This is a genomic window from Rhizobium etli 8C-3, from assembly GCF_001908375.1.
GTDB classification, from domain to species: domain Bacteria; phylum Pseudomonadota; class Alphaproteobacteria; order Rhizobiales; family Rhizobiaceae; genus Rhizobium; species Rhizobium etli_B.
The window spans coordinates 1,421,695-1,434,309 of record NZ_CP017241.1 but is presented as its reverse complement, the minus strand read 5'-3'; the positions used below and the strand labels follow the sequence as shown (position 1 = coordinate 1,434,309).

Annotated in this window: 12 protein-coding genes; 1 reads left to right on the top strand and 11 read right to left on the bottom strand. The window is 58.1% G+C overall.

Annotated features, from left to right (window positions below; translation table 11 throughout):
• Positions 1-248: 248 nt before the first annotated feature.
• Positions 249-1,139, top strand: a complete 891-nt coding sequence (locus tag AM571_RS07265) for a hypothetical protein (protein WP_074060844.1) — start codon at positions 249-251, stop codon at positions 1,137-1,139.
• A 212-nt stretch (positions 1,140-1,351) separates the two neighbouring features.
• Here AM571_RS07265 and AM571_RS07260 read toward each other — a convergent pair whose 3' ends face one another.
• The 11 genes from AM571_RS07260 to AM571_RS07210 all read right to left on the bottom strand — a co-directional run bounded on the left by AM571_RS07260 (position 1,352) and on the right by AM571_RS07210 (position 12,544).
• Complete coding sequence (locus tag AM571_RS07260; protein ID WP_074060843.1) at positions 1,352-1,702, bottom strand: DUF1515 family protein; 351 nt, start codon at positions 1,700-1,702, stop codon at positions 1,352-1,354.
• A 98-nt stretch (positions 1,703-1,800) separates the two neighbouring features.
• A complete protein-coding gene (locus AM571_RS07255) occupies positions 1,801-2,271 on the bottom strand; it encodes a hypothetical protein (protein WP_074060842.1) in 471 nt (156 codons plus the stop codon).
• Entirely contained in the window at positions 2,268-2,555 is a 288-nt protein-coding gene (locus AM571_RS07250; protein ID WP_074060841.1) for a hypothetical protein, read from the bottom strand. The genes AM571_RS07255 and AM571_RS07250 overlap by 4 nt, the downstream gene beginning before the upstream one ends.
• Positions 2,545-3,045, bottom strand: coding sequence for a TIGR02594 family protein (locus AM571_RS07245; protein WP_074060840.1), 501 nt, complete (start codon positions 3,043-3,045; stop codon positions 2,545-2,547). The genes AM571_RS07250 and AM571_RS07245 overlap by 11 nt, the downstream gene beginning before the upstream one ends.
• A 178-nt stretch (positions 3,046-3,223) precedes the next feature.
• The gene (locus tag AM571_RS07240; RefSeq protein ID WP_074060839.1) at positions 3,224-4,993 is read right to left on the bottom strand and encodes a pyocin knob domain-containing S74 family peptidase; all 1,770 of its coding nucleotides are present in this window, start codon (positions 4,991-4,993) and stop codon (positions 3,224-3,226) included.
• A gap of 78 nt (positions 4,994-5,071) precedes the next feature.
• Positions 5,072-6,628 carry a hypothetical protein gene (locus AM571_RS07235; protein WP_074060838.1) on the bottom strand — a complete coding sequence of 519 codons (1,557 nt, stop codon included), beginning with the start codon at positions 6,626-6,628 and terminating at the stop codon, positions 5,072-5,074.
• Entirely contained in the window at positions 6,628-9,078 is a 2,451-nt protein-coding gene (locus AM571_RS07230; protein WP_074060837.1) for a phage tail tip fiber protein, read from the bottom strand. Before AM571_RS07230 ends, AM571_RS07235 begins: the two co-directional genes overlap by 1 nt.
• Before the next feature lie 5 nt (positions 9,079-9,083).
• A complete protein-coding gene (locus AM571_RS07225) occupies positions 9,084-9,488 on the bottom strand; it encodes a DUF6950 family protein (RefSeq protein WP_074060836.1) in 405 nt (134 codons plus the stop codon).
• A complete protein-coding gene (locus AM571_RS07220) occupies positions 9,485-10,066 on the bottom strand; it encodes a DUF2163 domain-containing protein (protein WP_074060835.1) in 582 nt (193 codons plus the stop codon). Before AM571_RS07220 ends, AM571_RS07225 begins: the two co-directional genes overlap by 4 nt.
• The gene (locus AM571_RS07215) at positions 10,056-10,715 is read right to left on the bottom strand and encodes a hypothetical protein (protein WP_074060834.1); all 660 of its coding nucleotides are present in this window, start codon (positions 10,713-10,715) and stop codon (positions 10,056-10,058) included. Before AM571_RS07215 ends, AM571_RS07220 begins: the two co-directional genes overlap by 11 nt.
• Positions 10,715-12,544 (bottom strand): phage tail tape measure protein, encoded by a 1,830-nt coding sequence (locus AM571_RS07210; RefSeq protein WP_237358535.1) that lies wholly within the window; start codon positions 12,542-12,544, stop codon positions 10,715-10,717. Before AM571_RS07210 ends, AM571_RS07215 begins: the two co-directional genes overlap by 1 nt.
• Positions 12,545-12,615 lie beyond the last annotated feature (71 nt).

Here is a 12,615-nt window from a genome sequence, read left to right as displayed (position 1 = left end):
TGACACGGCATTCCGGACATTTTCGGCTCTCGATTGGAACCACCTCAAAGCGGGGACAACCGCATCTACCGCCTAGACTTCTCTCCATCTCCCTGCTTCCTTAGCTTCCGTTGAAGGAGGGGCCGGTGGCCAGGAAAAAATCGAGAACACTTCAAGAAGAACTTGTAGCCTCGTATTCGAAGCATTCGATTAGTTCGAGGTCGACATTTCATCCAGCCCTATGGGGGAACGGTAGAGAGCCGGCTGACATGATAATCGCTGTTGGCAGATCCCTGCTCTTTATCAATGCGACAGAAGGCAAATCCTATTTCGAGAACCTTTGCGATCACAACTTGAACCAGGCACGCGCAAGAATTCTCGAATGGCAAGGTGGGCGTCCAATCAGGGGGCAGAACGAATTCCAATCGTTCGCAATTGCTTGGGAAGATATCGATCATATTGCCGTGATAAGTGTAGTAGACGGGCCCCATGCGGCTTGCCTCGCTCATTCGATCATAACGGAGGGGATGCCTGAAAAGGTCCGCATCTGTTGCACAATCACGTCTGACGTTATGCGGGATCTTGCACGACTCGGAGGTGGAGCCCGGGACCTCCTCGCTTTTTGCAAATCAATATCGGAATATGGAGTTGTAACGGCGGAAAACGCTCGCAGCCTCCTTAGCTGGCGTTATGATGGCCGCGTGCGTTGGGCTAAGGCCCAAATTCCGAACGAACCGAAATGGCTCGGGGCGACGATCATCAAGGGGCGGCCTGTAACTTGGTTTGACGAGTTCCGAGTCATCTTTGAAGGCAAGAGACGTCACGGCCAAATACCCAATGACTTCTCGGATCTGAATTGGGATGAAATTTTCAGCGCTGTAATCTTCATCACAAATTCAGCCGCAGAAATGGAGGCCTCCCCCGACGGCCAAATTCGATCCGCGATAATCGGACATCACTGGCGGTTTCAAGTCGTTGTCTCCTCGATCATCGAAGGCTTGGCGGAATACATGGACGGCATTATGGAGAGAGCCAATCAGGCGAACTGCACATTCACTTACATCGTGATACTCGCCAGCTTTGGTATCTCCGGGATGATTGCGATGAATCCAGGATTACACAGTTGGGCTCTCGATGCTGAGATGGCGGCCTTGGTTTAACTCCCTCGCCGCAACCAGAAATCAGGGCAACCTCCGCATAAAAGCCTCCAACTCAGCGAAAACGGGACGCAAGATGTTGTCTGCAATTCGAGCATGCGCAACATGTTCTTCCCGTTCGCAGTGTTACCCTGCCCAAGGAGCATGGCCGTGCGCCGCGGTTATCAACCGTTCGTCAGGGCAAAAGTCTCTACGTCAGAGCACATGTTTCGCCACTAGCGTCCTAGGATAATCGACCCGATCCGCCGGATAGCGTCCGCGAACGTCACACCCATCGCCATGCCGCCGATGCCGATTACGGCAAGAGCACCGATTCCCATAAGCTTCCAGCGCTTCACATCGTCCGTTACAGGCCGCATCTCTGAAATATCTTCCTGAACGGCCGCGACGTTGCCTTCAACCTTGCCTACGCGGTCGACCAGCATATCCATGCGCTGATGCATGGTGGCACGACTATTGTCCGACTTGATCTCCGATTGGCGAAAGGCGTCGCGAAGATTGCGAATTTCGGCAAGCACTTCCCCCATTTGCTGATGCATCCGGGGATCAAATTCAGTTGGCGACATTCGCTGTTCCCTTGCGATAGATTTTATATGTCGTGACCGAGCGGTAGCAGGTGCCGTATCCGTCGCGCAGACCGAGCACGTAGCCTGCGACCTGGCGGTCAGTTGCCGTGTCGGGATTGATCGCCGCCGGCGGCTCCGGACACACCAGCTGCGCTTCCGGATCGTCCTGCGTCTGGTAACGGATCGACGCCTCCGGCACCTTGACGATGTTCTGCGTTCCACAGCCCGCGCAAAACGCGCTGCATAGGATCGCTATCACGGCATTTCGTACCGTCCGTCGCATATTCGATATCCTTGGCTATGCGCGCGCTCTGAACGGCGGCGCTCTGTTCAGCGGCGGCGCGCTCGCGCTCGGACGCCAGCATGCGGTTCTTCTCCGACAGCATGCGATTGTGGTTGTCGGTCGACACCTTGAGATCGGCCGCCGTCTCATCGAGCTCCCGCTGAATGACGGCCTTCTCCGCCTCCAGCTTGTCGACATTGCCCCAGCTGATTGCAAGCATGACGCCGAGGCCGACTGCGACGGCCGCCAGCGCAATCGTCAGCCACATGAGGATCTTTGCCATCATCCGGCATATCCTTCCGGAGGGTCGTCGCCGATAGTCAACTCGGTCACGCCGGCGTTGCGGGCGTTGTTCGTGTCCCATTGGGCGCCGAAGATGTATGAACCGAGCGTCGCTCCAGCGAGGCTGAAGATCGCGCCGACGAGAGCGATCAGCAGCGCCGTACTCGTCCCCTGTAGCGCAACGACAAGGATGGCTGTCGCCGCAACGCCGCAGAAAAGTAGCGTCAGGTAGATCAGCAGGCGCCGTCGGCCCCACTCGAAGAGCCCATGCGGGTTCCTACGCCTCATTGGTGGAGACCTTGCCGTCGCTGGACAGGATCGGCAGCTCACGCGCCTGCGGCGCGGTATCCGGATCGGGCCAGCGATAGCCGAGGACACGTGCCTTGGCGAAAGGCCTGATGCTTACCATGTCTGCCTGGTTGCCGCCGAGCACCATGAGATTGCCGTTCCGATCGCGGCCCACGACGAAACCCACGTGACCGGACCATCCTTGCGGAGAGCCGCGCCAGAAGACGACGACGCAGCCGGCGACGGGACCGGAAAGCTTCGTCGGCAGCTTCAACCACGAACGCGCCGCGGCAGCACCGCCGACGATCGGCAGGCCGGAAGCCGACAGGACGCCACCGACGAAAGCGCCGCACCAGCTCGTTTCGTCGTCGCGAAAGGGCGCCTTGATCAGCTCCCAGAATTTCAGGATGCGAGGCTCGTGTTTCGGGCCGGGAATTTCGCGCATGCCAATAAAGCTGCGCGCCCTGGTGATCCAGTGCGGTTCAGACATTTCAGTCTCCAGATTGGAAGGGAAAACTACGCCAAAAGAGGTAGTTCAAATTAGCTAGCGCTTATGCTACCTAACCGTGCGGCGGCTGTAATGTGTACCGTCGCTCCATTAGGACGGGTCGCATCGGCTGGGGTGCGGCCCGTTTCATTTGCAAAAACCACAACGCCGCGATGTTCTGCTAGGCGCTCTTTAGAGTGTCCACTTCCCGGCGCAATTCGAGCACCGTCATGGTCAGCGCCTGAACGGCGGCAACGAGATCGGGAACGAGCTTGCTGTGGTCAACGACCTGATACACCGGGACTTCCCCGGTTTCTTCCCAGGTCGCGCCCTCGACCATTTCACTTTGGTCAACGTTCTCCAGTACGGACCCTTTGACCGTATACGTCTCTATGCGAGTCTCACCCTTGATCGTGTACGTCTCGACGTATGTTTCACCGGTCACCGGATCGATTACTTCGCGTTCCCCGATGCGATCCGGCAAGAGGATTTCGCGCTGTTCTTCGCGATCTGGCAGCGTTATTCTGCCAATCTTGCGTATCGCGTCTTTTTCACCCGTGACAGCGTGCGGTGCCGCCCCTTGTAGCTCGTGAGCAATGAACCCGTGAGAAAGCTCACCTGTGGCAATCCAGTTATAGGAAACGGGGCGATATGCGAGAACGCGGAGCAACGCGTTATTAAGTGATGCGAAATCTTCCGGCTCAACCGAGAACGTCACGAGCGGTTCAACGTTCGTCTTCAGGCGGTAATCCGACGTCGTGTTGAAAGTTGTCGATGTTGACGTAACGGCAATTGTTCCGACGCTCGACGCACCGTAGTAAAATTCCTGAAGAGTGCCCTCAGAAACAAGCCGCGCCTGAATAAACGGATTATAGCCGCTCACCCGCCGCCACATGCGCCCGGTTGAACAACGCACGTTCAAGCCTACCGTTGAACCGCTCGCAGGGTCGATCGTCGCAGTTGTGCCAATTAGAAAGTCACCGTTTGTCGGCTCGAATCGGGCGCGCTCTACGTTGTTAACCCGAAAAATCACGGGATGCGCTGTTTGCGTTCCAAGTTGGAAAGCAGGTGATGCAAGAGCCTCAATCGCGGCATTCATGCCAGATCGATTTAAGAGTATCGCACTGTAACTTGATCCGGCATCAACCGTTATCGAAGCACTGAAGGCCGTTGCGGTGGAAAACGTTTGTATCGCGGTCCAGGTGTTAGCGGTGTTAAGCGCAGGATCAAGAAGCCAAGTAGTCCAAGTCGCGCCATCGGTCGATTCGCGTGAATATATGCGACCGCCTGAACGATAGAATATTTGCTTAAAGAAGTTATTGAACGTCCGCACCATGACATCAAGCACACCTGAGTACGTGACCGCACCCGCCCCGTCAGGTCCGTTGGTCCAATCGCCCGCAATGGTGTATTCACCTCGAACGTTGATTGTGTTCATGTTTCCGTCAGCTAGACCGACACCGGCAGCGGACGGGACGGGGCAGATACCGCCGAACACCGGACCGAGTTCCGAAAGCAGATCGGACATCGTATTCGCAGCGGCGATCGCACGGCCCTTCGTTCTGAAATCCGCCAATGTGGCGGACCCCTCACCGTTGAAGTACGGAACCTTGTTGGCCGCAGGCGTAAGCGCAGCAAGCGCCGTCAAGGCATCTCCGCCGAGCTCCTGAACAAGCGCGGCCAGCGCCTGGCTATTGGTCGTCAATTGCTGCAGGTAGGCGGTGTCGCGGACGATCGCATACGGATAGGTGCCGCTGGCACCCTTCCATTTCACGGCGGCCGTCAGGTGCGTGTCGTCGGTGATGCCGAGGATCGGGAGCGCGTTGCCGTCCGCCTCGACGAACAGCACGCCGCCGGCGATCAACGCGGTTGCCCAGCCGGTTGCGACGCCGACCACGGCGGCCGATCCATTGACAAGGGTTACTTGCCCCGATGTGTAGGGTGCGGTCATTCAGGTGCCTCTGAGCTGGGATTGCAGTCGCGAATTTCGTTGCAGGTGCCTAAACGCCCCGCAACGGGAATGGCTGTATCAAGCCGGGATGCCGAAGATGTAATAGCGAATTTGCGTCGCGGGGTTCCTGACGGAGATCGTTTCAATCCCGTCGTCATACTGTTTGCGATAGGGACCGCCGCGATACGTCACGAATCGAGCCCGGTTTGTCGTCAACTCGCAAACTGTCGTTTCGCCGCTGATGTAAGAAGTTTTCGCCCCCGACTCCCCGTTTCTGACGAAACCTGCGGCAACTTGCGGAAGGCGAATGATTTTCTGGACCGACGCGGAACTGTTGACCGTGCCGAGACTGTTTGAAAATGGGAGCGGCCCCGCTGGATGAATCGTATGGTATTTGACGAACGGAAACAGCCCCGCACTTGTGAATGCTATGTCAGTATTATGTGCCGCGCCGCTACTGTTCGGGATGGAAAAGACGCCGGTCTTGATAATCTGGAGGCACGGCCAGCGGCTATCTATGATCACATCGGCAAGATTGGGAGTGCTTGCCGCTCCGGGACGGAGAAACTGAAACACCGGATCGCCGCCAATAGTGACCTGTCTGAATACCTTGTTTGAACCGGACGTCGGTGGGGAATCGTCCTGTGCGATGACGATGAAGCGTGCGCGGCAAGCGGAACCGGTATTATTGAATTCGATCGTTTGCCCGTTGACGCGGTAGGGGCAACCATAGTCGTCCTCGTCATCGGGGATGGTTGCCGGAAAGACAATCGTTGATCCTTTGTACTGAATAACATCGACAACGATCGATGAGGAATCGACGTTAATTCCCACAAGGTTAGCGGAGAAATCAAACGTCGTGACGACACCGCTCGGAAGCGCGATATCACCGGACGCGATGACTTTGGCCGGGCGGTTCGAACTGTCAAAGGCGAGCTTTGCCGCAATGTCGGTCACAGCGTAGCCCGGCTTTGCCACGCGACAGAAATCACTCGTTATCTGCACGACTTTTTGTCCCGGAACCGGTGTCGTCGCCGGATACAGGATGTCCGCATCGTCGCCGGGCAGGTTATAAACGATGGCCTGCACACTGCGGCCCGGACCCCACGTTGAGCCTTCGCAGTACGCGCACAAGGCGGTAAAAGACACTCCGTCAAGTGGGAAGTCACCGCCGATGTCCAGCAAGTACCCTTTGGCCCACCCGGCATAGATCATTGGGTAGCTATACCACTTGGTGTCTAGCTCCCCTGTCGCTTTTTGAATGTTACAATAAATTGTCCACCCGTCGCTTGTGACCGGCTTGAGGTCGAACAGTGGCAATTCATAATCAAGCTGTCCGGATTCCTGAAAATAAGAACCCTTCCAAAAGACGTTATTGTAACCGAGGTCCGAACCCCACTTCAGCCGCTTGAATGTGTTCTTGTTCGTCCCCGCTGGATACCAACTTGTAACATTCCCCCCGGCATAAGTTTGCTTGTCCTGACCGACGAATCTGACGTTCGCGTCCCATTTGCTGTTGAAGTGAAACTTTGAAACAGCAGAATCAGGTGTAGTAAGCGGGTCATCGGCGTTGTTCTTAGTGATCTTCAGAGCCGCCACGCCCTCATAATCCGGCCCCCACTTCAGGCGCACCATTAGCTGAAAACCTCAATCGTTCCCGCGTTGAGATTAATCACCATCTTGCCGTTCGGGCTCTGCAGGATGCCAGCTGTCACCGTCCCAATGTTGGCGATCTGCAGTTTCAAAGCGCCGCCTTCGAACACCATCGGCAGCGTCGATATGCTGCCATCGGTGACGACGAACTGATCGGCAAGCACCGCAAAGCGCGACTTCTGCACGCCTCCCTCGGTGTAGAGTTCAAGGTAAAAGCCGCTTTCCTTGTAGACGTCATTGATCGAGCCGCGCAGGAAGACGGAGAACCGGGCATCGACGCCGCTTTGATTGGCGGCAACACCGAATTTGACGAGGCCTTGTGCCGTGGCGCTGCTGACCTCACCGGAAAGGCCCGCCACGCTCGCAGAGATCGTCGTGGTTTGCGCCGCCGCAGCGCTCAGATCGTCGGCAATGGCGACGATCTGTTCGTCGAAGATCGCCTTGTTGCTGCCGACCTCTGCTGTCAGGCGCCGCCGCGATTGCTCGAACACCGAAGTCGCCAACTGGAACGCCTCCTGCAGCTGCACGAGCAGCGGCCGGTTATCGTCGAGCTCCTGCTGCAGCTGATGGAAGCGATCGAGCACATCCTGGTTGACCTGGCCGAGCCCGACATTGAGATCGATGATGCCGGTCTTTGTCGCCGCGAAAATCCACGGTGTATAGGTCTTCAGCCGATCAGGCACCGTCGTGATCGTCGCACGCGCGGCGTAGAGTTCATCCGACAGGACATTCTTCGTCGTCGTGTATTCGCCGCTCTCCGGATCAAGCGACTGTTCTTGAAACATCTCTCCGCCGCCGTTGATCTGGTACTGGATGCGCACGGCCGTGATCGTCGGATCATCCGGCGGGTCCCAGGTGAACTTCAATGCGGGCTGGTCGTAACCGCCGTCGCCGGTGATCATGCCACCCTGAACATTGAAGTTTTGCACCGTCGACAGCATCGACGGATTGATCGGCGGCGTCGGCGGGATGACGATCGGACCCGGCTCGATGTCGCCATCGTCATAGATATCGGAACCAGTTTCGGCCAACTTCAGCGTGAAGCGGAAGTTCTCGTCACACTGCCATTCAGTGATCAGCCAAGTCACGCCCTCGAACGATATCCACTCGCCTTCCTGCACGGCGAGGCCGACGCGACGGCTCACCGGCACCGTGGCACTGCCGCCCTTACGGTTCTGCCGGTAGCGAATGTTGAGCAGGTATTGCGCGATGTCCGGATCGGTCACCTGCAGGAAATCGTTCGTCGTCTGCCGCCGGCGGCCGTCGGCCGCGATATCCGCGTTAACGGTGACCGGCTTCAGGCTCTCCGGCTCCCACATGCTCTCGATCGAGGTAAACTGCCCGGAAATATAGTTGTAGAGATCGAAGGCCGATTTGCGCCGCTGGATTTCCTGAGGCCGGTCAACGGGAATGTCATTGGCAGTGAGCGTCAGCACCGGGATTTGCGGCGCGCCGGGAATGACACCGGAGAGGCCGCGCCGGTTGAGCCCGTAGCCCGCCATGGCGTCGTCGAACTCTTTCAGGATCTCTGTATGGTCCATCTCGCCATCGACCCACAGCGAGCATTCATAGGTCTTCTTGCCGGCGCGAACCGTGTCGCAGACGTTCATCGACAGGAAGTAAGTCGCAAGGTCGATCTGCCCGAGGCTTTTGCCTTCGCCGATCAACGTGCGGCCGGAAAGCAGACCGCGAAGGCCGAGTTGGTAGTTCAGCCGGTGAACGGCAGGGTTCGTCGTGTGCGCCCAGGTCGCAGGATTGTCGAGACGCTGCGGGCCGGACCCGCCCGCAACCGTCGAGTCCTTGCGCGGATCATATTCGCGAAGGCCGCGTAAGACCCACTTGAAATCCGGGCGCCCCTTCGAGAACTTGTCGCTATCATACCTGCGCTCGACAACGACATAGCAGATGCCGGCGCCAACGCTGGTCGCCTTCCATGTTTTGCCGAGATTGGCGGTGTCGGCGACAAGCTTGGTATCCGGCCCCTGCCCCGGCCTTCCGTCATAGAAGCGGATGGAAATGTGCGACTCAAAGCCCTCGACCCAATAATGTGCCACCTCATTGTCGATGATATCGCGAGCAATCAGATTGTACTTCTGGCCGTAGAAATAGACGTAGGGCTCAAGTCCATCGCACCAGCCGTTTGCCAGCGCGAAGACATCGGCATTGAACTTGTTGCCCTTCCCCCACTTGGCATAATAGACGCGCTGCCCCATGACCGGCAGAAGTCCGAAGCCGGTCCCAGCCGGGACGTCGGCTCCAAATTGCACCTCGCCTTGAACGGCCGTGTATTTCTGCTTTTTCTGCCGATTGAGGTAGCTCATGCCGAGCTGCACAGCAAAGGCCAGGCCGCCCGCAATGAGCGACGTCGCTATCGCCGAGCCAGCAAACAGCGCGCCGCTAATGGCGGCCGCAATACCTGTGAAAATGGGCATTCAGATCAACCGATGTGAAAGGATGCGATGACATCCGAGAGGCCAAAATCAACACGGCCTTTCTCGGTCTTTGAACGGAAGCGCGTTCCGATGCAGACGGCGACATGTTCGACGCCATCGGCGGTGCGGACGATAGCGATGTCGCCGAAGCGCGCAGCCGCCGGCGCCCTCGGCTCCTGCTGAAGTTCCGCCGACCATGCGTCGACCAAGCTCGAAAAGCCGCGCCTGCGAAGCGCCCGCTGCGAACTGGCGAGCGTCCGGTAGGCCCTGGCAAATTTCTTCGCCAACGAAGAGCCCGTCAGATCGTCGACAACGGCAAAGCCCATGAACAGGCAGTCGGAAACGCCGGGCAGATACGGCTTCGCATCCTCGCGATCCAGGGCAGCTTCCACGATGCGGAAACGGTTCATCGCTGCCCCCACTCTTCCGGCATGCTGCCGATCGTCGCCGCATATTCGAAGAATGTGTCGCTCGCCAGATTGTCGAACTGCTGTTCGGCCTGGCTGCGCTTGGCGCCCGTTGTGCCGCGCGCCGATCGGCCGGGCGGCTGCAGATCGATCGAGAGCGTCAATGTCCGTTCGGAACCGGTAAGCGCGCCCTTGTTGTAGCGCACTTGGTCGATCTCATAGATCGTCGAGGCCAGCACGCCGAGGACTTCATCGGTGTCCGGATCGCCTGCCAGGTGCGAGATGATCACCGGCGCATTCGGATAGTTATAGTTCTCCAATTGCGCAATGGCGTCGTCAGGATCGGCGACCGGAATATTCGAAAACACAATCGTCCGCGTCGTCACGGCAATGCCAAGTGCGCTGCTCGCCCCGCCCATCTGCAGGTATCGGTTCGGTAGATAGGTGAGGCCGTTATAGGTGTAGGGACGGCCGCCGCGATGATAGCCGACAGTCTTGCCGGGAATATCGAAGCGGATGAGATCGAGACGGACGATGCGCCCCTTGTCGACAACGGCCTGGACGGCAGGATCAAGGCTCATTGGGGAAAAACTCCGTTGCGGAAAAGCTTGCGGTGTAGTTCGGCCATGTCTTCGGCATGCTGAAGCTGCCCTTGTTGGCCATCATCAGGCAGGTCGGCTTTTCGAAGCGCACTGTGCAGGGCAGCGTGAAGACGCCGAGATCTAGGCCGAAGCGGATCGAGAGCGCGACGACGCCAGCACCGCTGGCAACGGCGTTCGCCATTATTCTGTGCAGCGACCGCTTGTAGGTCGATTTGCGGATTTCCAGATAGTCGCCCTTTGACAGCTGGAAATTCGCGGGCAGCCCACTGACGACGATCGCCCGGCTGTTCGTGATCGACTGCAGGACGGCATCACCATTAAAGGCACCCCCGCCCGCCTTCACGCCGGAAAGTGGATTGCTGCCCTGGTAAGCGATCGGTCGAGGACGATGCGCGTCATAGGCCTCGATGAGACAGCCATCCTCGATATCCATCTCAAAGGCATCGAATGTCGCTGCCTCGACGGTCGTCAGCCTCTCCGCCGTGTATTTGGCGATCCAGTAGGGCGTCCCGAAGATCTGGCTTTCGCTGCGACGGCCGTCCATCTGGTTCGTATCGCCCGGCCGCACGGGTTTGAAGTCGACCTGGCTATAGATGACGCTCGGAAGCGTGATGATTTGCGCCGCCATCAGAGTGTCCCGCCGTTCTGCCGGTAATTCGCCTGCGCCTCGTTGTTCGTCCGCACGATCTGGACAGACTGATCAGCGCTTTGCTGCAGGATTTCGCCGACGAGCCCTTCGCCAAGACGGATTTCGACGAGAGAGCGGCCGGTTTCGGATGCCGCAGCGGTCCCGCGGAGCTTAGAGGGCGCGATGATGCGCCCGTGTTGAGACGGGGCGAAGAACTCGTCCTCGTACTCATTCACCCGGTAGATGCGACCCGGCGTCACGTCGCCGCCGCCTGCGCGCGCGCCGCCATAGCCGAGAAAATCGCTGAGTGTCGTGTTCGCGCCGGTAAAGTTGATGGAGGAATTCAGCGAGGATGCGTTGCCACCCCCGAAACCGCTTGCCAGAGCGCTAAACAGCGAGCCGAACAGACCTTTGCCATTCGTTGTCGCATTAAGGATCTCCTGCACCAGCGCGGCAAGAGCGTCGCGGGCGTCGAATGTGCCGTCGACGATGCGCAGCAACTGGTCGTCCATCGTCTGGCCGAGCCGTTCCGCGGCCTCGATCCCGCGTTCCCGCTGCTCGGTCACCAACCGCTCGGCCTCTTCCTGCCGGTGCAGCTGCTCGACAAGCGATGAAATCTGCTTTCCCTCGGCCGACGTCGCCTCGACGCCGGCGCGACGCAGCTGCACCATCTTTTCGCGTTCAACATCGGAGGCACCGACAAGTGCGATTTCTTCCTTCAGCGATGCGATGACATCGTCGACGGCATTCTTCTCTTCCCTCGCAGCCTTGGTTGATCCCGATCGACCTGAGTTCGATGTTGCAGGCGGAACGACGGGCGGCGTCCACGTCTCGCCTGCGGGGCGATCCATGGGCTTAATGCGCCCATTCAAGACATCAGTGATTTTTGCAGCCTCATCGGTCAGCTGTTTCCGCTGCTCCTCAAGCGCTGCGACCTGTCCTTCCACTCCAGCTAGTAAAGTGTTCTTACTCGTCTCAAATCCAAGATCGCGCGCGGTATCGGAAAGCTTCTCCGACCCGTTCCGACCGGCATCCTTCAACTTCAGAATTTGCGTTTCGAGTTCGAGGCTCTGCTCGCCTATCTCTTTGATGCGAGTTTCAAGAGTGCTGCTCTGCTGGTTCTGGAAATCGCGGAAGCCGTCAATGAATTCATAGAGGCTGTCGGCGGCGGAAACGATCGCACTTTTGAGCGTTACGCCGACGACAGTGGATAGCGCGTTGAACTTCCGGTTGGCTTCCTCAGCCTTCTTCAAGAACTCCTCGTCCATGACGATACCGAAAGCCTCGCCTTCGGAGCGAAGATCTTTGATCGAGCGCGATCCCTTCTCGACGAAGCCTATAAATTGTTCGGCGGCAGTGCCTCCGAACAACTCGTCCATGATGCGGATTTGAGCAGCCTTATCGAGCTGCTTTATTCTGTCGATCACGGTTTCGAATAGTTTCGCGGGATCCTTGAGACCCGCCGCGAGCGTCTTTGCGTCAAGCCCCAACCGCTGAAAGCTCTCGGCAGCCGGTCCTTGCCCAGTCTGTACGAATTCATCCGTTCGGAGCTGCAGTTCCTTTAGCCCGTCCGCCAAAGCGTCCACGCCAATCAGGTTTTGGTCAGCAGCATATTTCAGCTCCTGAAAATCCTTGAAGTTGACGCCAGCGAGCTTTGCCGTCTTGCCCAATTGGACGATCGATTCAATCGAAGCCTGCACGGCGGTCGCTAATCCGCTGATGCCCAAAGACGCCACGATCCCGGCGGGACCACTCGCCACCACTCCCGCTAGACCCGAGATGCCAGACCGAAGTTTGGTCGCGAGACCAGCGACTGATGATGCCGTCATCGCTGCTTCCGCTCGCACCTGAGCAAAAGCAGCCCTTACTGACCTCGCATTCGCAGTAAACGTAATCGGGA

Bases quoted from the DNA above. Each gene is read 5' to 3' on its own strand.
- AM571_RS07245 (WP_074060840.1), bottom strand. From the start codon at position 3,045: ATGTCTGAACCGCACTGGATCACCAGGGCGCGCAGCTTTATTGGCATG.
- AM571_RS07230 (WP_074060837.1), bottom strand. From the start codon at position 9,078: ATGCCCATTTTCACAGGTATTGCGGCCGCCATTAGCGGCGCGCTGTTT.
- AM571_RS07265 (WP_074060844.1), top strand. From the start codon at position 249: ATGATAATCGCTGTTGGCAGATCCCTGCTCTTTATCAATGCGACAGAA.
- AM571_RS07215 (WP_074060834.1), bottom strand. From the start codon at position 10,715: ATGGCGGCGCAAATCATCACGCTTCCGAGCGTCATCTATAGCCAGGTC.
- AM571_RS07235 (WP_074060838.1), bottom strand. From the start codon at position 6,628: ATGGTGCGCCTGAAGTGGGGGCCGGATTATGAGGGCGTGGCGGCTCTG.
- AM571_RS07240 (WP_074060839.1), bottom strand. From the start codon at position 4,993: ATGACCGCACCCTACACATCGGGGCAAGTAACCCTTGTCAATGGATCG.
- AM571_RS07255 (WP_074060842.1), bottom strand. From the start codon at position 2,271: ATGATGGCAAAGATCCTCATGTGGCTGACGATTGCGCTGGCGGCCGTC.
- AM571_RS07250 (WP_074060841.1), bottom strand. From the start codon at position 2,555: ATGAGGCGTAGGAACCCGCATGGGCTCTTCGAGTGGGGCCGACGGCGC.
- AM571_RS07210 (WP_237358535.1), bottom strand. From the start codon at position 12,544: ATGACGGCATCATCAGTCGCTGGTCTCGCGACCAAACTTCGGTCTGGC.
- AM571_RS07260 (WP_074060843.1), bottom strand. From the start codon at position 1,702: ATGTCGCCAACTGAATTTGATCCCCGGATGCATCAGCAAATGGGGGAA.
- AM571_RS07220 (WP_074060835.1), bottom strand. From the start codon at position 10,066: ATGAGCCTTGATCCTGCCGTCCAGGCCGTTGTCGACAAGGGGCGCATC.
- AM571_RS07225 (WP_074060836.1), bottom strand. From the start codon at position 9,488: ATGAACCGTTTCCGCATCGTGGAAGCTGCCCTGGATCGCGAGGATGCG.